At 73.6% G+C, this 19,388-nt stretch carries 18 protein-coding genes; 13 read left to right on the top strand and 5 right to left on the bottom strand.

What is annotated here, in order from left to right:
* Positions 1-11: 11 nt before the first annotated feature.
* The gene (locus ACGFWJ_RS02065) at positions 12-632 is read right to left on the bottom strand and encodes a TetR/AcrR family transcriptional regulator (protein ID WP_392944272.1); all 621 of its coding nucleotides are present in this window, start codon (positions 630-632) and stop codon (positions 12-14) included.
* Between the two features lie 90 nt (positions 633-722).
* Positions 723-1,643, bottom strand: a complete 921-nt coding sequence (locus ACGFWJ_RS02060; RefSeq protein ID WP_392944270.1) for an acyl-CoA thioesterase — start codon at positions 1,641-1,643, stop codon at positions 723-725.
* An 88-nt stretch (positions 1,644-1,731) separates the two neighbouring features.
* On the opposite strand from ACGFWJ_RS02060, the gene ACGFWJ_RS02055 reads away from it, so the two are divergent.
* From ACGFWJ_RS02055 to ACGFWJ_RS02035, 5 genes are all read left to right on the top strand, one after another.
* Complete coding sequence (locus ACGFWJ_RS02055; RefSeq protein ID WP_392944268.1) at positions 1,732-3,033, top strand: SWIM zinc finger family protein; 1,302 nt, start codon at positions 1,732-1,734, stop codon at positions 3,031-3,033.
* The gene (locus ACGFWJ_RS02050; protein WP_392944266.1) at positions 3,030-5,681 is read left to right on the top strand and encodes a hypothetical protein; all 2,652 of its coding nucleotides are present in this window, start codon (positions 3,030-3,032) and stop codon (positions 5,679-5,681) included. Before ACGFWJ_RS02055 ends, ACGFWJ_RS02050 begins: the two co-directional genes overlap by 4 nt.
* 641 nt (positions 5,682-6,322) lie before the next feature.
* Positions 6,323-7,387 carry a sodium:calcium antiporter gene (locus ACGFWJ_RS02045; RefSeq protein WP_392944264.1) on the top strand — a complete coding sequence of 355 codons (1,065 nt, stop codon included), beginning with the start codon at positions 6,323-6,325 and terminating at the stop codon, positions 7,385-7,387.
* Positions 7,388-7,496: 109 nt separating this feature from the next.
* The gene (locus tag ACGFWJ_RS02040) at positions 7,497-8,030 is read left to right on the top strand and encodes a TetR/AcrR family transcriptional regulator (RefSeq protein ID WP_392944262.1); all 534 of its coding nucleotides are present in this window, start codon (positions 7,497-7,499) and stop codon (positions 8,028-8,030) included.
* Positions 8,031-8,079: 49 nt separating this feature from the next.
* Positions 8,080-8,433, top strand: coding sequence for a hypothetical protein (locus tag ACGFWJ_RS02035; RefSeq protein WP_387634395.1), 354 nt, complete (start codon positions 8,080-8,082; stop codon positions 8,431-8,433).
* A gap of 3 nt (positions 8,434-8,436) precedes the next feature.
* Here the strand turns inward: ACGFWJ_RS02035 and ACGFWJ_RS02030 are convergent, their stop codons facing one another.
* The 3 genes from ACGFWJ_RS02030 to ACGFWJ_RS02020 all read right to left on the bottom strand — a co-directional run bounded on the left by ACGFWJ_RS02030 (position 8,437) and on the right by ACGFWJ_RS02020 (position 11,122).
* The gene (locus tag ACGFWJ_RS02030; protein ID WP_392945450.1) at positions 8,437-9,732 is read right to left on the bottom strand and encodes an MBL fold metallo-hydrolase; all 1,296 of its coding nucleotides are present in this window, start codon (positions 9,730-9,732) and stop codon (positions 8,437-8,439) included.
* A 382-nt stretch (positions 9,733-10,114) separates the two neighbouring features.
* On the bottom strand, positions 10,115-10,573 hold the full coding sequence (locus ACGFWJ_RS02025; RefSeq protein WP_392944260.1) for a MaoC family dehydratase: 459 nt from the start codon (positions 10,571-10,573) through the stop codon (positions 10,115-10,117).
* A 129-nt stretch (positions 10,574-10,702) separates the two neighbouring features.
* A complete protein-coding gene (locus tag ACGFWJ_RS02020; protein ID WP_392944258.1) occupies positions 10,703-11,122 on the bottom strand; it encodes a pyridoxamine 5'-phosphate oxidase family protein in 420 nt (139 codons plus the stop codon).
* Between the two features lie 167 nt (positions 11,123-11,289).
* On the opposite strand from ACGFWJ_RS02020, the gene ACGFWJ_RS02015 reads away from it, so the two are divergent.
* From ACGFWJ_RS02015 to ACGFWJ_RS01980, 8 genes are all read left to right on the top strand, one after another.
* Positions 11,290-12,126, top strand: coding sequence for a hypothetical protein (locus ACGFWJ_RS02015; RefSeq protein ID WP_387634386.1), 837 nt, complete (start codon positions 11,290-11,292; stop codon positions 12,124-12,126).
* Positions 12,127-12,267: 141 nt separating this feature from the next.
* Entirely contained in the window at positions 12,268-12,897 is a 630-nt protein-coding gene (locus tag ACGFWJ_RS02010) for a hypothetical protein (protein WP_392944256.1), read from the top strand.
* Positions 12,891-13,805 carry a hypothetical protein gene (locus ACGFWJ_RS02005; RefSeq protein WP_392944254.1) on the top strand — a complete coding sequence of 305 codons (915 nt, stop codon included), beginning with the start codon at positions 12,891-12,893 and terminating at the stop codon, positions 13,803-13,805. The genes ACGFWJ_RS02010 and ACGFWJ_RS02005 overlap by 7 nt, the downstream gene beginning before the upstream one ends.
* An 81-nt stretch (positions 13,806-13,886) precedes the next feature.
* Positions 13,887-14,519 carry an SAF domain-containing protein gene (locus ACGFWJ_RS02000; RefSeq protein ID WP_387634377.1) on the top strand — a complete coding sequence of 211 codons (633 nt, stop codon included), beginning with the start codon at positions 13,887-13,889 and terminating at the stop codon, positions 14,517-14,519.
* The gene (locus ACGFWJ_RS01995; RefSeq protein WP_392944252.1) at positions 14,519-15,901 is read left to right on the top strand and encodes a hypothetical protein; all 1,383 of its coding nucleotides are present in this window, start codon (positions 14,519-14,521) and stop codon (positions 15,899-15,901) included. Before ACGFWJ_RS02000 ends, ACGFWJ_RS01995 begins: the two co-directional genes overlap by 1 nt.
* 118 nt (positions 15,902-16,019) lie before the next feature.
* Entirely contained in the window at positions 16,020-17,486 is a 1,467-nt protein-coding gene (locus tag ACGFWJ_RS01990) for a CpaF family protein (protein WP_392945448.1), read from the top strand.
* Positions 17,486-18,463 (top strand): type II secretion system F family protein, encoded by a 978-nt coding sequence (locus tag ACGFWJ_RS01985; protein WP_392944250.1) that lies wholly within the window; start codon positions 17,486-17,488, stop codon positions 18,461-18,463. Before ACGFWJ_RS01990 ends, ACGFWJ_RS01985 begins: the two co-directional genes overlap by 1 nt.
* A complete protein-coding gene (locus ACGFWJ_RS01980) occupies positions 18,460-19,347 on the top strand; it encodes a hypothetical protein (protein WP_387634368.1) in 888 nt (295 codons plus the stop codon). Before ACGFWJ_RS01985 ends, ACGFWJ_RS01980 begins: the two co-directional genes overlap by 4 nt.
* Positions 19,348-19,388 lie beyond the last annotated feature (41 nt).

Raw genomic sequence — 19,388 nt, 5'->3', positions numbered from 1 at the left:
GCGGTCGGACGTCAGGCGGGCGGTGGTTCGTACGGCGCCAGCACCAGCCGGACCATCTCCTCCAGCCGGGTCCGGGCGTCGTCCAGGGTGGTCCGGCCGGTCACCCAGGCCGTCAACTCGCCCTGCCAGGCGTGCCCCACCATGTGCCGCACCAGATCCCCGGACGGCGACGGCACGTCCGGCAGCACCGCCCCCAGCGCCGCCCGGTCCGCCCGCGCCAGCCCCTGCAACGCCTCACTGGCGAACGGATCGGTGGACGTCGCCACCGCCACCCGCAGCCGGGCCAGTTCGGGCTGCCGCTGGTACGCCCGCATCCCCCGCCGCACGAACCGCACCGCCCGCTCGGTCGGCGAGGCACTGCGCCCCGCCCCCACCTCGCCCACCAGGTCGGCGAGCAGCAGCCGATGCCAGTCCGCCATCGCGGCGGCCAACAGATGGTCCTTGGACGAGAAGTACCGGTAGGCCGTGCCGAGGGCCACTCCCGAACGCTCCGACACCTGTTTCATCTGGAGCCGCTCCACGCCGATCTCGGTCACCAGAGCCAGGGCGGCGGACAGGAGGGAGCCGCGGCGTTCGAGCTGACGGGGGGACATCGCCTCCACCGGACGAGGTGACAGGTCAACCTTGGTCACCCGAACCATGATAGGGGGCGGGCCCGCGCCGCGGTATGACGCGACAGGTCACCGCTCAGTGACGGTTGATCATCGGCCCCCGGTGTGCGGCTACCGGGACTTGGCGCGCAGCTCGCGCAGCAGCGTCTCCTGGACGGCCGACGCCACCAGCGCCCCGTCCCGGTCGTAGAACTCGCCCATCGCCAGCCCCCGCCCGTCCGCCGCGGACGGGCTGCGCTGCGCGAACAGCAGCCACTCGTCGGCGCGGAACGGACGGTGGAACCACATCGCGTGGTCCAGCGAGGCCAGCGCCACCCGCGACTCCGTCACCCGGTGCACCGGGTGCGGCTGGAGGTGCAGCGCGGTGGTGGACGCCAACGTCAGGTCGGACAGGTAGGTGAGGGCGCACACCTGCAGCAGCGGATCGTCCGCAGGGAGCCGGGAAGCCGTCCTCAGCCAGACGAACTGCTGCGGCACACCCGGCAGTTCGGGCGGCAGGCCCGGGGCGTCCGCCGGGACGAAGCGCATCTGCAGGGCGTGGAAGATCGCGGACCGTTCGTACTCCTCGGGCGCGTTGTGCTGCCAGGCCGGGTACGGGTCCGGCAGCTCCTCCGGCCCCGGCACCGGCGGCATGGCGCGCTGGCGGTCGCCCGAGGACTCCGGCCGCTTGAACGACGCCGACATGGTGAAGATCACCTCGCCGCGCTGCACCGCCGTCACCCGCCGCGTCGCGTACGAATTCCCGTCCCGGGTCCGGTCCACCTGGTAGACGATCGGCCGCCGCGGATCGCCCGGCCGCAGGAAGTACCCGTGCAGGCTGTGCACCCGCCGCGCCGCCTCCACCGTCCGCCCCGCCGCCGTCAGCGCCTGCGCCGCCACCTGACCACCGAACGCCCGCAGCGGCGCACCCGCGTGACAGTGACCCCGGAACAGGTTCTCGTCGAGCTCCTCGATGCCGAGCAGCTCGACGAAGGAAGGCGGGCTGGATACGGAAACTGGCGGCAGAGCGGCGGAAGCGGTCACGCGGCACATGCTAGAACACGTTTCAGTACGGGTTGAGTGTGGAACGGGTCACGTCGGGCTGTGCCGATTGTCGGTGGTGATCGTTAGCGTTCGGCGCATGACCACGGCCGTACACACCTTCCGGTACCCGCGGCCCTCCGCGCTGCGCCCGCACCGCCTGGACCTCGCCACCCAGCACGGCCCGTTCTTCGACGGCGCCCTCCGCCACCCCGGACCGGCCGCCGCCGCACTGCTGGCCGTCGCCGATGTCGCCGCCGCCCGCTACCACCGCCCGCTCGCCGCCGCCTCGCTCGACCCCGTGGTCACCGCCGACGGCGACCGGCTGCGCTTCGAATCCTTCTCCGGCTGCGGCGGCGTTCACGCCCGGCTGGACCTGCTGCCCGAAGGACTCGACGGCGCCGGAACCGGCCACGGCACCACCAACATCGACATCGGCGCCCCGCTGCGCGAAGCCCTGCGCCTGCGCCTTCCGGACGAGCGGCTCACCCTCGCCGTCGGCACGGACGAGGTCGAAGTCGGCCTCGGCGCGGACACGTTGATCGAACGGAAGGTGCCGCTGCCGCAGCGCTGGCTCAAGGGCTTCGCCGAAACCCAGGTCCTCACCGCCCGGTTCGACCTGCGCGCCGAACTGCCCGCCGCCGAAGCCGTCCGCTTCCTGCGCACCCTGCCCACCGGCGGCCGCAGCACCGTCCGCTGGATCCTGCCCACCGCCGGTGGACTGCGCGCCACCTCCCGGCCCGCCCCCGGCACCGTCTGCCTCCCCGGCCCCGAACGGCTCGCCGCGCTGCGCCCGTTGCTGCGGCACGCGCTCGGCCTGCGGATCTACGGCCCGCCCGGCACCCCCACCGCCCCCACCGCCTCCGCCTGGGAACTCGCCCTCCCCGGCGGCCGGATCACCCTGACCCTCTCGCCCGACGCCTCCCGCGGCTTCTCCGGCGAAGGCGCCCTGCTCGACCAGCTCGCCGCGTCGTCCGCCGCCGATGCGTTCGAGCTCGGCGCGCTGCTCGACGCCGAGCCCCGGACCGACCTCACCGCGGACTCCGGGCTGCCACCGGACCGCCTCCGCGGCGCCCTGGCCCACCTCGCCACCGCCGGCCGGATCGGCTACGACCTCGCCGACGCCGCCCACTTCCACCGCCGCCTCCCGTACGCCGCAGGCCGGGTGGAGGACGCCAATCCGCGGCTGCGGGCTGCCCGAGAGCTGCTCGCCGCAGGGGCGGTAGGCCCGGTGGCCGGTGACGTGCGGGTGGTGGCGGTTGGTGACCACGTCCACCACGTCCGGGTCGACGCGGACGGCCCGGTGGGCTGTACGTGCCAGTGGTGGGCGCGGCACCGGGGTGACCGGGGGCCGTGCAGCCATGTGCTGGCGGTGCGGATGACGACGGAGGAGACACAGTGAAGCAGCCCGAGACGGACCTGGTGGGGGCGATACGTCGGGCCGAGTTCGACGAAGTCGCGCGGCTGGTCGGTGGCTTGACGGCGCGGGAGCGGCGGGCCGAGGTGGCCGGGTTGAAGGCGTTGCGGCGCGAGTTGCGGGAGAGCACGTACTCCCGGGGCGGGGCGTGGACCGCGCTGCTGGTTGCCGGGGCGGTCTGTCACAGCGCGCCGTCCGGGGCGGCCGACTGGATCGGGTCCGGGGACTTCGAAGACGTTGAGCGGTGGTACCGGCCGCCGCTGGGTGGCCTGTTGGAGGGGCAGGACGTCACCTGGCAGCGGGAGGTGGCGCTGCGGTTGGCCCGGCGGCCGGCCGGGCGGGACGGGTGGGGGCCGTCCACCGGCTACCGCGTCGCGGAGCATCTGCTGCGGGTGAGCGATACGCCGCCGCCCGCTGAACCCGGCTTCGTCGTCGGGTGGATGACCGACCGCGGTGACCCCCGGCCCCGGTACGGGTCAGGGCAGTTGCCGCCCGGGGGCGATCTGTACGGGCGGCTCGTGTGGGACAGCTTCACGGCCGTCCTCGCCCCGCTGGTCTTCGATGCCGACACCGCCGGGCAGCTGTCCGGACCGTGGGCCGCCAAGGAGGATGCTCAGCGCTGGCCCGCCGTTCTCGCCCGGCTCGCCGATGAACGGGTCATCGACCGGGGCGAGTTGATCGCTCGCGGATTTGCCCGGCTGGTGCGCGGCGGTGGGGCTGGGGAGTTGCGGAGCTACCTCGCGGTGGTTCGGGCGCTGGCCCCGTCCGAGGAGGAACTCGCGGCGAATCTGCGGGCGTTGACGGCACTGCTGGACGGCCCCTCGCCGCTCGCCGGCTACGCGCAGGACTGCCTGATCGCCCTCGACCGGGCCGGACGGCTCGACGACGCGACCGTGGCCGAAGCCGCGGAGGTGCTGCTGGCCCGGCCGGAGAAGAAGCTCGTCCGCGCTCAACTGGCCTGGCTGGACCGGGTGGCGGCGCGAGCGCCCGAGCTCGCGCTGCGGGCCGTGGCCCGGTGTTACGGGCACCCGGATCGGCAACTCCAGGGCCAGGCACTAAAAGTGACGGGGCGTCATGTCGCGGGCGTGCGGGGCCGGTTGATGGTGGAGCTGCGGGCGGCGGTCCACTTGTTGGACCCCGCGCACGCCGAGACCGCCGCCCAACTGCTCGGTATCTACGTCGAGTCGGTGGAGGAAGCGGAGGACGACCGGCTGCCCGAGCCGCCCCGGCCGGTCGCGATGCCCGCGCCGCTCGGCAGCCCCGCCGAGGTCGCCGAGGAGCTCGCCGCCGCGCTGGCCGCCGCCGACAGCGACAGCGTCGCGTTCGAACGGGTCCTCGACGGGCTGGTCCGGCACGCCTGGCAGGACCGGGAGGCGCTCGTCGCCGCGCTCGCCCCCGTGCTCGCCGACGGAGAGTGGCGGTCGCTCGGGGTGCTCGCCGGTGCCGTCACCGGTGCGCTGCCCAAGCAACGGGCCTGGCGGTCACTGACGCTCGCGCACGCCAGCCCGTTCCGGACCTGGGAACTGCGCGGCGGAGTCGGAGAGTTGATCGCCGCCCGGCTGGAGGAGATCGCCTGGCGGCTGGCCGGTGACCCCGTCCCGCTGCTGCTGGCCACCCCCACGTGGCGCAACGGCGCGCTCGACCCCGGGGAGCTGGTGGCGCGGATTCGCCGGTACGAGGAACTCGGCCTCGAACCCGGGCCGGTGGACCTCGCCCAGGCCCTGCTGCGCACCGTCCCCGACGGCACCGCGGACGACAGCCTCGCGTCCCCGGCGGGTGCGGCGCTCGCCGCCTGGCTGCGCGCCGGTGGGCTGCGGCGGCAGGACACCGCACTCGTGCCCGCCGGGACGGCGCGGCTCGGGGTATGGATGGCCGAGTACCGCCGTTTCTGCGACCAACCCGGCCTCGGCGAGGAAGAGTTGGCACTGCTCGGGGTGCCCGGGGCCGGCGCGCCCGGGGTGCGGCCGGAGGGCGGGGTGCCGAAAGCGGTGCGGACGTTGCTCGGCCCCACCGAACGCTTCCACCGGCACTCCGAGGTGGAGCACAGCATGCCGGACGGGCGCTGGCTCGCCGTCCTGCCGCACCACCGCGAGGAACTCGCCGTCCGCCTGATCGGCCAACTCGCCGACTCCGCCGGTTCGACGCCCGTCCGCGGCTACCCCCAGCTGCTGCCGCTGCTCGCCGAGCAGGGCGGCCCGTCCGGGTTCGCCGTGCACCAGGCCCTCGCGTACGGCCTCGGGGCGGGGTTCCCCGAGGACCGCACCGCTGTGGTCGACGCCCTGCTGTCGCTGGCGGCGCAGGGCGAGTTGGACGCGCAGGCGCTCGGCCGGGAGACCGGCGAGCTGCTGCGGCTCGGCGCGGTCAAGCCGGGCCGGCTCGCCGCGACCTGCACCGAACTGGCCGACGCGGGCGCGCCGAGGCTCGCCTGGACGGTGCTGGCGGGCGTCCTGCCCGCGCTGCTGGACGGGCGGCCGTCGAGCAGCGCGGCGGGGCTGTTGACGGCGGCGGTGGAGTGCGCCCGACGGGCCGGGGCGCGCGGGGCCATTGCGGAAGTGACCCGGGTGGCGGCAAGTGGTGGGCGCAGCAAGTTGGTTGCGGAGGCGAGGGTCCTGGCCGGGCTGCTGGGGGAGTGAGGGGGCGCCTGCTCGGTGGGGTGCTTGCCTGCGGTCTCGGCGGGGCCGGTGGAGTGCGCGTGGCGGTCGTGGGGGTGGCCCGGGTGGCGGTAAGTGGTGGGCGGAGCAGGCTGGTTGCGGAGGCGAGGGTCCTGGCCGGGCTGCTGGGGGAGTGAGGGGCGCCCTTGCCTGCGGCCTCGGCGGGGTTGGTGGCGGTGCGGGTGGAGTGCGCGTGGCGGTCGTGGAGGTGACCCGGGTGGCGGTAAGTGGGGGGCGGAGCAGGCTGGTTGCGGAGGCGAAGGTGCCGCTGGGGGAGTGAGGGGAGCGACCTCCCGGCCCGGCCCTCGCCGGGGGTCGTGCGGCCGTCGGCGGTGCTCGGCGGCTGTGGGGGGCGGCGATCTCGTCGGGCGGAGGGTCCCTGCTGGGCGTCTGTACAATGGGCGGCTGCGAAGGGGAGTAGCCCCGCGAACCGGTCGTCGACATGCTGGAGCCCGTTGCCGGGTTCCCGGTGGCCGGGCTCGTCACCGGTGATGGTGGGGGGCGGGCGAGACCTTCGGCCCGTTTGTCGACGACTGTGCGTGTCGGCGGGGGCCGAAGTCGTGCTGCCCCTGTGCCGCCCGCTCTTTGGATTCCCGCCGGCGCGGGAAGGCCTGACGAGTTTCGTGATTCATTTCGTTTTGCTCATCGTGTGCGCGGTGGCGATCTATCTCTCGTGCGAGTGGTTCGTCAACGCGGTGGAGTGGCTGGGCGAGCGCCTCAACGTGGGGAAGATGGCGGTCGGCACGATCCTGGCCGCTTTCGGTACCGCGCTGCCGGAGTCGGTGGTCACCCTGGTCGCGGTGACCACCGGTGGTACCGAGGAGGCGAAGAACATCGGCGTGGGCGCGGCGATGGGCGGACCCCTCGCGCTGGCGACCGTCGCCTACGGCGTCACCGGAGTCGCCCTGCTCATCAAGCGTCGCCGTGACCGGGTCTCGGCCCTGGCCACCGGCACCGCGATCGTTCCGGCCGGGCAGGCGCTGGGCACCGAGAAGGACATGCGGCGGCTGGCCAAGGACCAGAAGTGGTTCCTGCCGATCTTCTTCGTCAAGGTGTCGCTGGGCCTGGTCGCGTTCGCCTTCAAGCCCGCCCTGGGTGTGCTGTTCTTCGCCGCGTACGCCGCCTACTTCTGGCGGGAGATCCGGGCCAGCCGCGCCGAGGAGGCCGCGGGCGAAGCCGACGAGGACGAGGACGAGGAGGAGCTGGAGGCGCTGAAGCTCCAGCCGAAGAAGGAGTCGCCCGACACCTGGGCGGTGGTCGTCCAGACCCTGGCCACCCTCGTGGTGATCTTCTTCGCCGCGCACTACTTCGTCGCCCAGCTCGACGTCATCGGCCCGATGCTCGGCCTGTCCGCGACGGTGACCGCGTTGCTGCTGTCCCCGATAGCGACCGAGCTGCCCGAGATCATGAACGCGATCATCTGGGTCCGCCAGGGCAAGGTGAAGCTGGCGCTCGCCAACGTCTCCGGCTCGATGATGATCCAGGCCACCGTCCCCAGTGGCATCGGCCTGCTGTTCACCAAGTGGCACTTCGACGGCCCGCTGCTGTGGGCCGGTCTCATCACCATGGCAGCGATCGTCTACCTCCTGCTGACCATGCGCGCCCACAAGCTCACCCCGGCCCGGCTGGCGGTCGCCGCCGGCTTCTACGGCGTCTTCGCGATCGGGCTGGTGCCGATCCTGGCCTGAGCCGCGGACCGCCGCGCCCGCGCGGCGGTCCGGATCTCCCGTTCGGGGCTCTGGAGTTTTGGAACGGTCGTTCTTGACTGAACGTTCTCGAATCCCTAGGGTCGTGGGCATGGGAAGACCACGGGCCTTTGACGAGGCCGAGGCGGTTCGGGCGGCGGCGGTGCTGTTCGCCGAGCGCGGGTTCGAGGGCACCTCGGTGGACGATCTGGTGCAGCGGCTCGGTGTGCACCGGGGCAGCTTGTACAAGGCGTTCGGCAGCAAGCGCGGGCTCTACCTGGCCGCGCTGCGGCACCACTTGGCGGACGAGGTGCTGCCGACCGTGGCCGCGCTCACCGTCACCAGCGGGCCGAAGGAGGCGCTGGGTCAGGCGGCGGGCGGGTTCGACGGCGGGGCGGCGGCGGGGCTGCTGCTGTCCGCGGCGGTCGAGCGGGCGCCGGAGGATCCGGACGTCGCGGCGCTGGTCGCGGACGGCCTGCACGCGCTCGAACGGGCGCTCGCGACGGTGCTCGGCGAGCCCGTCGACAGTCCGCTGGTCGAGGCGCTCGGGGCGAGCGTTCTGGGGTTGCGGCTGCGTGACCGGGCGCTCGGTCCGGCGGCGTCCGCGCAGGCGGTACTCGCGCTGGCGGCCCGGCTGGCCGGCTGACCGGCCGTCACATCACTGTTTTTCACCGTACGAGGGAGGGTTCACCGACATGGCTCGAGTGGCTGTCGACAAGGAAACGCTGGTCGTGGAGATCGAGGGCCTGGACAAGCTCTGGGCGATCAAGAGCCGGATCGAGATACCGCTCGCGAACGTGCGCGGCGCGACCGCGGACCCGGGGGTCGCCTCGGAGCCCAAGGGGCTCAAGGTCGGCGGCACCCAGTGGCCGGGGCTGATCACGGCCGGGCGGTTCCGCCGCCACGGTGAGCTGGTGTTCTGGGACGTGAAGAACCCGGCGAAGGCCGTGGTGATCGAACTCGCCGACGAGCACTACGCCCGGGTGATCGTCGAGGTGGACGACCCGCGCGCCGCAGTGGCCCTGATCGAGGGCGCGCTGCGGCACTGAGAGTCAGAACAGCGGGTCCGGGCCGGGGGACTGCTCGGGCGTGGCGGCGCGGGGCTTGCGGGCGGCCGGCTTCGGCTTCGCGTCTGTGGGCCCCGCGGCGGGCCTCGCGTTCGCCAGCGGCGCATCCGGGCGCAGGGTGGGCGCGAGGCGTGCCGCGGAGTCGGGGGCGGCGGTGGTGGGCGGGGTGAGGCTCTCGGGGGCGAGGACGTCGGCGCCGGACGGGGTGGCGGCGACGGCGCGCCACCAGAGTTTGACGGGTGGCGGGTCGGCCGGTTCGAAGGGCTTGCCGGGGCGGGGGACGGCCAGCGTGACGCCGGCGGCGTTCGCGGCGGCCACCGTCCGTTCGGCGGGTTCTTCCCAGGGGTGCGGGGCGAGGTCGAAGGTGCCCCAGTGCATCGGGAGCATTACCTTGCCGCCCAGGTCGCGGTGCGCCTGCACGGCCTCCTCGGGGGTCAGGTGGACCTCCGGCCAGTGTTCGGAGTACGCGCCGACCTGCATCATGGTGGCGTCGAACGGCCCGAAGCGGTGGCCGATGTCGGCGAAGCCCGGGAACCAGCCGGTGTCGCCGCTGTGGAAGAGCCGGTGGTGCTTGCCCTCCACCACCCAGGACGACCAGAGGAACTTGCCGCTGGGCCGCGGGCCGCGCGAGCAGTAGTGGCGGGCGGGAGTGGCGGTCAGCCGCAGGCCGTCCAGTTCGGCGGACTCCCACCAGTCCAGGTCGACGATCCGGTACGGCTCGACGCCCCAGTGCTCCAGGTGCGCGCCGATGCCCAGCGGCACCGCGAACACCGCGTCGCCCGCGGCGAGCGTGCGGATGGTGGTCATGTCCAGGTGGTCGTAGTGGTCGTGCGAGATCACCACCACGTCCACCGGCCCGAGTTCGGCCAGGGGCAGCGGCACCGGGTGCAGCCGCTTCGGGCCGATCCAGCCGAACGGCGAGACGCGTTCGCTCCACACCGGGTCGAACAGCACCCGGACGCCGTCCAGTTCGGCCAGCACGGTGGCGTGGCCGAGCCAGGTCAGGCGCAGCCCGGAGGCGGGCGGGGTGGCCAGTTCGACGGGCAGCAGCCGGTGCACCGGCACCGCCGCGGCGGGGCTGCGGCGGTCGCCGTCCGCGGCCAGCTTGGTGCGCATCAGCGCCAGCGGGGTGTGGGCGTACCGCAGTCGGCGGGTCGGGACCGGGTTGCGGAACGAACCGTCCACGAAATGCTGCGAGTTGCGGACCCGGTGCCAGCGGCCGCCCCGCGGGTCGGCGCCGAACGCCTCGGTGCGCAGCCGGTGCCAGCTGTCCCGCGGCAGTGTCCGGTACGAGCGCTTCGCGTCGCGCAGGGCGAGCCCGGCCTCGGCGGCCAGCTCACCGGCGCGGAACAGCCAGGAGACGGGACGGGACAAGGCACCTCCACGGTCGAGCACCCGAACGGTGGGGCTTGCCGGGACGGCGGGACGAGTTGGCGCCCCGGACGGGTCGACGGCAGGCCGGACGGCGCCGCCCGGACAGCCGGGACCCCGGCGGGGACGACGCGTTTCAAATCGGGACACTACCGCCGTAAACGGGCCTGAACCAGCCGAACGGGTCGGCGGCGCGCCGGTCGCCGCGAACGGGAACGGACCGCCCCGGCAGGCGGGACGGTCCGTCGAGGAAGGGCCGGGGAAGGGCCGAGGAAGGGCGGAAAAGCGCAGATCAGGCCGCCGGGTAGAAGCGGGTGATGGTCTCCGCCACACAGTGCGGCTTGGCACTGGCCTCACTGGAAATGGTGAACCGGACCACCGCCTGCACGCCGCCCGGCACCTCGTCGGCCGACACCAGCACCGCCGTCGCCCGGACCGCCGTGCCCACCGGCAGCGGGGCCGGGAAACGGACCTTGTCCGAGCCGTAGTTGAGGGCCATCGCGATGTTCTCCACCGCGTAGCACTCCTTGGCCAGCACCGGCAGCAGCGACAGCGTCAGGTAGCCGTGCGCGATCGTCCCGCCGAACGGCGATTCCTTGGCGCGCGCCGGGTCCACGTGGATCCACTGGTGGTCGCCGGTCGCCTCCGCGAACAGGTTCACCCGCTCCTGGTCGACGGTGTGCCACTCGCTGGTGCCGAGTTCGGTACCGACGGCGGCGGTCAGGTCGGTGAGCGAGGCGAAGGTCGTCACGGTGCGCTCCACAGGTGCGACGGGGCAGGGGACGGCCCGTCCGGGCCGCCCCGCAGAGTATGCCTACTCGCCGGTCACCTGTCAGTGGGGTCCCGCGGTGAGGTCAGAGCACGTGGTCAGAGCGCGTGGTCAGAGCGCGTGGTCAGGGATCAGCCGGCGGCCGGAGACCAGCTCCGGCGTGATTGCCACATACTCCGGGCCCGGCTCCGGGATCCACGGGCGCAGACCCTCCGACTCCAGCGCGGCACGCTCCTCCGCGTCCCGCACCACCTCGGCGCGGCCGTGCACCAGCACGCTCCAGCCGCAGCGGCCCGCCGCGTCGAAGTCGTCCACCTGGAACGCCGCCACCGTCCCGTCCAGCGCCCGGGCCACCCGGGTGCCGGTGCGCAGCGCCAGAATCAGCCGGCCGTCCTCGGCCAGCCGAAAAGCCACCGGCAGCACGGCCGGCAACGCGTGCTCGGTGTACACCACCCGCCCCAACGGCACGGCGCCGAGCAGGCGCAGGCACTCGGCCTCGCTCAGGGTCTCCACCCGGTCGTCACGGTCCATAAGGACGATGGTGCCCCCCGCGCACCGGCCGCGAACAGGGCCCATGGTCCCTGAGCTGGGGCTCATCGGGCCTATTTGGGCCCGCGCCGACGCCGCTCGGCGATACCTTGGCTCAGGCCGCAGCACTCACTGGTGGCCGGAAATGGCGGGCGAGGGGGCGGTACAAGGTGAGCGGTGGCATCGAACTGGTGGTGATCGGCGCGGACGGCGGCCCCGAACGCGGGCACGGCGGCTCCGCCCGCGCCGCCGACGGCGCCCGCACCCTCGCCGCCGCGCTGCCCGGCCGCACCTTCGACGCCGGCACCCGCGGCAGCACCGTCACCCAGCCGCCGGCCGACGCCGACGCCAACACCCTGCTCACCGCGCTGCGCCAGGCCTCCCAGCGCCCGGCCCGCTGGCTGGTGGTGTGCCTGCTCGGCCAGCTGGTCGCAGACCCGCGCGGGCGCCGGGTCGCGCTGGTCACCGCGGGCTCCACCCCCGACAACGCCTACCGGCGCGGCCTCGCCTGGGACTGGATCACCAGCGCCATGGTGCACGGCGAACAGGAGGAGACCCTGTTGATCGTCGACGCGGTCGCCGACCGCGACACCTGGGCGGCCCTGCTGCGCGAGGACGGCGCGGGCGAACTGCTCGGCCACTCCCGGGTGCCGCTGTGGGGCCGGATCGGGCGCTGGAGCGCCGGGCGGCGGGGGCGCGACGGCGTACTGCCCGGCGCGGAGGGCTCGTTCAGCTGGGCGCTCGGCCGGGTGCTGGAGCACGGCGTGCCCGGCGCGCCCGCCGCCGTCGGCCCGCTCGACCTCCAGCCCGCCGTCGAGGGCCAACTCGGCTGGGGCGAACCGGCCTCCGCCGGCGAGGCCAGACTGCTGGTGCCCCGTGACGGAGGGAGACTCCTGATGCGCAACCGCGCCGCAGTGCGGGGAGCGCTCGCCGGACTGCCGCTTTCCGATGAACTTTTGGCGGTTCTGTGGCGAGAAAGTGCCCCAACAGATCCGCCTTCCGCGTAAGGTCAGGACGCCCCGGGTGTTGCCGTGCCGGGGCGGGTTGGCGAAGAATCGACCTCCGAGCCGCCCGGAATCACCACAGGGGACGGCAGACGAGATCGGCGGCCCGGACCCACCACAGTTCGGCCGCGACAAGGTGGGGCTATGCGGCAGCGCGGAATTCCGGTGCGCCCTCGGGGAGTTGGGATCAGCGGGCTGCTTCTGCCATTCCTGCTGACAGCTCTCACGGCATGCGGCGCCACCGAAAAAGGCTCCGCCGACCGCCTCGGCACCCCCGAATCCGGACTGCCCCGCGCCACCAACTCCGCCACCGGGAAAGCCGACCCCAGCCGCAGCCCCGTCCCCGACCAGGGCGACCAAGGGCTGGAGGCGCACAGCGTGGTGACGGCCTATCAAGCCTGGTGGGACGTCCGGGCCGACGTGTTCGAGCGATCGAATTCGGACGGAACCGCGCTCGGCCAGTACGCCACCGGGCCGGCGCTCAGCGAGGCACTGCTCTCGCTGACCCAGTTGCACGATGCCAAACTCGTGATGACCGGCCGGCCCAGAACCTCACCCGTCGTCAAAAGCATGAATCTGCAGGCGAGTCCGCCCACCGCGACGATCGAGGACTGCCTCGACGTCAGCGGCTGGCACCAGGCGGACGCGGGCACCAAGCAGATCAAGGATCCGCAACAGCGGCTGACCCGCTACCCCGCTACCGCCGTCCTGAAGAGATACGGAAACCGCTGGCTGATCGCCGACTTCACCCGTGAGGTGACCAAGACATGCTGAACTCCGCCTGGCGCGCCGCGCTCTGTGTACTGACCGGAATCGGACTGACGGTCGCGTTCGTCCCGTCGGCGAGCGCCGACGTGACGCCGTGCGCCGACGACATCATTTGCACGGGCGTCCACGAACCCGGCAGCGGGGGCGGCTCCGGCGGCGGCTCGGGCGGCGGGGGAGGGGACTCCGGGTCCGGCAAGTGCCGCTGGAACGACGAGGATGTGCCGTGCTGGCTCGACGACCTGGGCTGGTTCTCCAGCGGCTGCTACTACCGGCTGTCGAAGCCCCAGCCGCTGGAGAGCGAGGACGTCTGGGACGGCAAGACCAGCAAGGACGGCGCGATCTACGACCGGTCCTGCCTCGGCGTCGAGGCGCCCGGCCAGGTCTTCCTCGCCCAGCCCCCCGGCCCGGTGAAGCCCCCGACGCCCCGCCAACTCGCCTTCGACGCCCTCGACCAGATCAAGGTCGCCCGCCCCGTGCTGCACGCCGCCCCGCAGACGGACGCCGTGGTCGGCTCCCCGGTGGGACTCTGGTTCGATGCCACACCGCAGTCCGCCGGACCGATCAGCCACACCATCCACGGACCCGGCTACGACGTGACCACCACGGTGACCCTCAAGCAGGTCGTCTGGTCCGTCGACGACGGCCCCGACGGCGCCCGCTCCCAGGAGTTCACCTGCGCCGACCCCGGAACCCCGTTCGCCGCCGGGCAGACACCCAGCTGCAGCCACATCTTCGCCCGCGCCTCCGCCGGCATGAAGGACCACGCCTACACCCTGCGGGTCGCGCTGCTGTGGAAGGTCACCGCCAAGACCTCGAACAACGCCGACATCGACATGGCGGACTTCACCTGGCGCAGCGAATTCCCCGGCCTGACGATGCAGATCCCCGTCAACGAGGTCCAGGTGCTGAACTGACCGGGCCGACAACCCCCTTGCCGGACCAGCATTGACGTTCCATCACGAGTGAGAGGCCGCGAAGCGGTGGAGAACCGAAGCATGCCGACCCCGCCGCGCCGCCTCGGCGTCCGCCGCCGCAGGCCCGCCGTACTGGCCATGGCGGCCGCCCTGATCGCCGCCGGCGGCCTGGGCGGCGCCGTGCTGTACAACAGCAGCGGCCAGCGGATCGCCGTCCTGGCCCTCGCCCGCGACGTCCCCATGGGCCAGGTCATCGGCAACGACGACCTGGTCGTCGCCCACATCGCCGGCGACCCCGCGCTGCGCCCGCTGGACGCCCGCGACCTCGAACACACCGTCGGACTGCGCGCCACCACCGACCTCAAGCGCGGCGCCCTGCTGGTCAAGTCCGACCTCACCAGCGACCCCGCCACCCAGCCCGGCCAGCAGATCGTCGGCGTCGCCGCCAAACGCTCTCAACTGCCCGCCACCCGGCTGCAACCCGGACTCCAGGTGCTGATCGTCTACACCCCCGACAGCACCAAGACCGACGGCACCACCCGCACCCCCGACACCATGACCGCCACCGTCTCCGCCGTCGGCCGCACCGACCCCGACGGCACCACCGTCATAGACGTCGCCATCGGCCCGTCCGACGGCCCCCGACTCGCCTCCTGGGTGGCCGGCGGCAAATTCCAGGTGATCCTCGCACCCCGAAACGCCGGGGGCTCCTGATGACCGTGGTGGCCGTCCTCGGCGGGCCGGGGGCGCCCGGGGCCACCAGCAGCGCCCTCGCCCTGCTGCTGTCCTGGCCGCTGCGCCCGGGCCGCCGCGTCCTGCTCGCCGAATGCGACCCCGACGGCGGCGCGGTGCTGGCCGGCGCCCTCGAAGGCCGCGTCGACGCGGTGTACGGACTGCGCAACCTCGCCGTGGCCGACCGGCGCGGACTGCTCGCCCAGACCCTGTGGGAACAACTGCTGGACGTCTCCCCGCAGGGCTCCGGCGAACGCCTCCTGCTGCCCGGACTCACCGACCCCGCCCAGGCCCCCGGCCTCGCCTACACCTGGGAACCCCTGGTCGAAGCGCTGCGCGCGCTCGACCCCGAGGGCTACGACGTGATCCTCGACCTCGGCCGCTCCGGCGCCAACGGCCCGATGGCCGTCCTCGCCCGGCGCTCCGACGTGGTCGCCGTGACCGTCCGCACCACACTGCGCGGACTCTCCGCCGCCCGGCCCCGGCTGGCCGCACTGCGCGAGGACCTCGACACCCACGGCACCGGATCGGACAGCCTCGGACTGCTGCTGGTCGCCGAAGGCCCCTACCCCGACCACGAGGTGTCCCGGCAGTTCCAACTGCCCGTGCTCGGCACCCTCACGCACGCGCCGCGCACCGCCCGGGTGCTGTCCGACGGCGGCGACACCACCGACCGGCGGTTCATCCGCTCCGAGCTGATGCGCACCGCGCGGACCGCAGCCGACCGGATCCAGCACCACGCCGAGGGGCGCCGGCGACGCCTCGGGCCGCAGGCTCAGCAGGTTCCGCCGCAGCAGCTTCCGCGACCGCAGGCGCAGCCCGTCCAGCCGTCGCCCCAGCCCGTCCAGCCGCAGCCGTTGACGTACCAGGTGCAGGCCCCGCAGCCGCCCGTTTCCCAGCAGGCCGTACCCTCGCAGCAGATGACGCAGCAACAGATGACGCAGCAACAGGTGACGCCCCCGCAGGCGCCGCCTACCGCAGCCCCGTTCGCGCAGCCGCCGTTCGCGGCCGGGCCGGTGGGCGGGCGCCAGGCCCAGCCGTACCCTCCGCAGACCGAGCAGTCCTACGTCCAGCAGCCGTACCCGCCGCAGCCGTACCAGGCCCAGGCCCCGCAGTACCCGACGCAGCCCCAGCCGTTCCTGCCGCCGCCCGTCCAGCCCCAGCCGGTTCAGCCGCAGCGGCCGCAGCCCGGTGGGCAGTTCACGGGGGAGTGGCCGATCCGGGTGGAGAACCAGCCGCAGATCTCGTACACCGCGCCGTACATCGCGCCGCCCGTGGTGCCGCAGCCGCCCGCGCCCGCGCCGTTCCCCGGACAGGACGACGGGCCCGAGGACGGGCGGGGGGAGGTGCACCGTGCGCGCTAACCCCTACCAGGGGCCGCCGCCCCAGCAGGCCGGGCAGTACGTCAACGGGCAGGTGGTGTACGGAGGTTCGCCGGACGCCGCCGGGCTGCCGTGGGCCGCGCCGGCCGTGCCCGCGCCGATGCCCGCCGCGCCCGTCCCACCGACCGGCCCGGTGTCGACCATGCCCGCCGCCGTGCCCGCGCTCGGCCCGGCCGGGGCGGTCCCGGCCGTGGACACCCAGGTCGCACGGGAGCTGAAGCGGCAGGTCGCGGCCGAACTGCACCAGCAGCTGTCCCGGCTGAACGAGGCGTCCGGCACCGAGGCCGACCGGGCCACCCGCCGTCAGCGCGGACGGGCGCTGATCGAGGAGGCGGTGGCCCGCTGGTCCGACGCCTACGCGCAGACCCACGGCATCCCGCCCACCCGCGAACAGGACCGGGCGCTCTCCGAGGCCGTCTACGACCTGCTGTTCCGGGCCGGGCGCCTCCAGCCGTACCTCGACGACCCGGAGATCGAGAACATCCTGATCAACGGCTGCGACGACGTCTGGGTCTCCCGGGTGCACCAGCCGCTGCGGCAGGTCCCGCCGGTCGCCGACTCCGACGAGGAACTCATCGAGCTGCTCCAGGACCTGGCCCGCCAGCACGGCGGCGGCGAACGCAGCCTGTCCACCGCCAGCCCGATGCTCGCGCTGCGCCTGGAGGGCGGCATGCGCCTGCAGGCGATGACCGAGGTCACCCCCCGCCCCTACGTGGCGATCCGCCGCCACCGGGTGGCCAGCGCCAACCTCCGCGACCTGGTCCAACTCGGCACCGTGGACACCACCTTGGCCGCGTTCCTGGCCGCCGCCATCCGGGCCCGGAAGAACGTGATGATCACCGGCACCCAGGGCGTCGGCAAGACCAGCCTGCTGCGCGCGATGGCCGCCGAGATCCCGCCCGACGAACGGATCGGCACCCTGGAGTCCGAGTTCGAGCTCTGGCTGCACACCCTCGGCCACCTGCGCCAGGTCGTACCGATGGAGGCCCGCGAGGGCAACGGCGAACGCGTGGACGGACGGCTCGCAGGCGAGCTGACGATCGGTGAACTCATTCCCGCCGCACTGCGGATGACGCTTTCGCGGATCATCGTCGGCGAAGTCCGCTCCGGCGAGGTCGTGCCGATGCTGCGGGTGATGACCAACGGCGAGGGCGGCTCGATGTGCACCCTGCACGCCCGCGGCCCACACATGGTGGTCGACCGGATCGCCGAACTCTGCCTCGAGTACGGCTCCCACATGACCGACAGCCTGGCCTACCGGCTCACCGCCAACGCCATCGACTTCATCGTGCACGTCACCATGGTCGACGAGACCGCCGTCGGCGGCCGCCGCCACCGGTTCGTCTCGCACGTCCTGGAAGTGGCCGGCCTCGGCGAGTCCGGACGGCCCGCCATGAACACCGTCTTCGGGCCGCGCCCGGAACTCGGCGAGGTACGGGCCGTCCCCGTCACCCCGCCGCACTGCCTGGACGACCTGCGCCGGGCCGGCTTCGACGCGGGGCTGCTCGCCTCCCCCTACGGGGCCTGGGGCGCGCCGCTGAACCTGCGGATCGGGGGGATGCGCTGATGCTCCTGTACGTGCTGTGCGGACTGCTCACCGCCGGCGGACTGGTGGCCCTGGCCGCCGGACTGACCGGACGGCGCGCCGACCCCGACGAACGGGCCAACCCGCTGGAAGGACGGCTGCACACCCTCTGGTACGGCGCCCCCGGCACCGCCTCGCCCGGCGTCGCCCGGCTGCGCCGCATCCAGCTCGCGCTGGCCCTGCTCGGCGGCCCGGCCGGCTGGCTGTTCACCGGCATCCCGCTGGTCGCCCTGCTGGTGCCCGCCGGCGTCTTCGGCCTGCCCTGGCTGTTCGACGCCACCCGCTCCGACACCCGCCGGATCGAACGGCTGGAAGCACTCGCCGAGTGGACCCAGCGCCTCGCCGACGTCCTGCTGCTCGGCGTCGGCCTCAACCAGGCCATCGTCACCAGCCGCCGCACCGCACCCGCCGCCCTGGAGACCGAGATCACAGACCTCGCCGCCCGCCTCCAGGCCCGCTGGCGCCCCGAGGACGCACTGCGCGCCTTCGCCGACCAACTCGCCGACGCCACCGCCGACAAGGTGCTCGCCGCCCTCCTGCTGCGGGCCGGCGACAGCGGCCCCGGCCTGGCCCGGGCCCTCGCCGACATGGCCGAATCGGTCCGCGAGGAAGTCCGCCAGCGCCGCACCATCGAGGCCGACCGGGCAAAGCACCGGACCACCATCCGCTGGATGGTGGGCATCATCCTGCTGGTGACAGTCCTCGGCTCGTTCAACTCCACCTACACCCAGCCCTACACCACCGGCATCGGCCAACTCGTGCTCGGCGTCGTCGCGGTGGCGTTCGTGCTGGTGATCGCCTGGATGCGCTCGCTCGCCTCGTACACCCCCCTGCCGCGGATCCTGGAACAGGACCGGCGCTCCAAGGCCGGCCGGATGCCCGGACAGCGCACCGGCGACGAAACCGCCGACACCGCGGCCGGCGACGACAACGACCCGCTGGTCAAGGGAGCCCGATGATCTCGCCCTGGGCCGTCCTGGCCGGCGCCGCCGCCGCCGGCGGCCTCGCCCTGCTGCTCGCCGAACTCCGCCCCGCCCCACCGGACCTGGGCCAGGCCCTGGACCGGCTGCACCGCACCCCCGAACCGCGCCGGGACGCCGCCGACGACGCCGCCGACCCCTGGTACGACCGGGTCGGCACCCGCTCGCTCCAACTGCCCGGGGTCCGCATTCCGCAGCAGGAACTCGCCCTGATCGGCCGCAGCCCCGCCCGGTTCATGGCACACAAGGTGCTGTTCGCCGTCATCGGCCTCTCGCTGCCCGGCTACTTCGCCGCACTGGCCGCCCTGTTCGGCGACGGACTGCCCATCGCCGTCCCGCTGCTGGTCGGACCGCTGCTCGGCGCACTGCTCTGGTTCGTCCCCGACGCCATCGTGGCCGGCGAGGCCAAGGAGGCCCGCACCGAGTACCTGCACGGCATCGCCGCCTACCTGGAACTCGTCGCCCTGGAACGCGCCGCCGACTGCGGACCCGCCGAAGCACTCCGCCGCGCCGCCTCCGCCGGCCGCGGCACCGTCTTCCGGCGGATCCGCGACGCCCTCGAACGCGCCGCCACCGACCGGCTCCCGCCCTGGGACGGACTCGACACCCTCGCCCAGGAGCTGGGCCTCACCCCGCTCCAGGACGTCGCCGACATCATGCGGATCTCCGGCGTCGACGGCGCCGCCGTCTACGACACCCTGCGGGCCCGCGCCAAGAGCCTGCGCGGCGAACTGCTCTCCGAAGAACTCGCCAAGGCCAACACCGACAGCGAACGAATGGTCGCACCCGGATCCGCGCTCACCCTGCTGATGACGGTCCTGATCGTCTTCCCCGCGCTCTACCAGATGCTGACCGTCCAATGACCTCCACGAGTACCCCGCCACCCCGCACCGGAGAGCACACC

Source organism: Kitasatospora sp. NPDC048407, assembly GCF_043200475.1.
GTDB lineage: Bacteria > Actinomycetota > Actinomycetes > Streptomycetales > Streptomycetaceae > Kitasatospora.
The sequence above is the reverse complement of the archived record's forward strand: the minus strand, read 5'-3'. Positions and strand labels throughout refer to the sequence as shown.

Coding starts and splice junctions, on each gene's coding strand:
- ACGFWJ_RS02035 (WP_387634395.1), top strand. CDS start 8,080: ATGGCTCGAGTGGCTGTCGACAAGGAAACGCTGGTCGTGGAGATCGAG.
- ACGFWJ_RS02010 (WP_392944256.1), top strand. CDS start 12,268: ATGCGGCAGCGCGGAATTCCGGTGCGCCCTCGGGGAGTTGGGATCAGC.
- ACGFWJ_RS01995 (WP_392944252.1), top strand. CDS start 14,519: ATGACCGTGGTGGCCGTCCTCGGCGGGCCGGGGGCGCCCGGGGCCACC.
- ACGFWJ_RS02060 (WP_392944270.1), bottom strand. CDS start 1,643: ATGTGCCGCGTGACCGCTTCCGCCGCTCTGCCGCCAGTTTCCGTATCC.
- ACGFWJ_RS02055 (WP_392944268.1), top strand. CDS start 1,732: ATGACCACGGCCGTACACACCTTCCGGTACCCGCGGCCCTCCGCGCTG.
- ACGFWJ_RS01980 (WP_387634368.1), top strand. CDS start 18,460: ATGATCTCGCCCTGGGCCGTCCTGGCCGGCGCCGCCGCCGCCGGCGGC.
- ACGFWJ_RS01990 (WP_392945448.1), top strand. CDS start 16,020: ATGCCCGCCGCGCCCGTCCCACCGACCGGCCCGGTGTCGACCATGCCC.
- ACGFWJ_RS02040 (WP_392944262.1), top strand. CDS start 7,497: ATGGGAAGACCACGGGCCTTTGACGAGGCCGAGGCGGTTCGGGCGGCG.
- ACGFWJ_RS02005 (WP_392944254.1), top strand. CDS start 12,891: ATGCTGAACTCCGCCTGGCGCGCCGCGCTCTGTGTACTGACCGGAATC.
- ACGFWJ_RS02000 (WP_387634377.1), top strand. CDS start 13,887: ATGCCGACCCCGCCGCGCCGCCTCGGCGTCCGCCGCCGCAGGCCCGCC.
- ACGFWJ_RS02020 (WP_392944258.1), bottom strand. CDS start 11,122: ATGGACCGTGACGACCGGGTGGAGACCCTGAGCGAGGCCGAGTGCCTG.
- ACGFWJ_RS01985 (WP_392944250.1), top strand. CDS start 17,486: ATGCTCCTGTACGTGCTGTGCGGACTGCTCACCGCCGGCGGACTGGTG.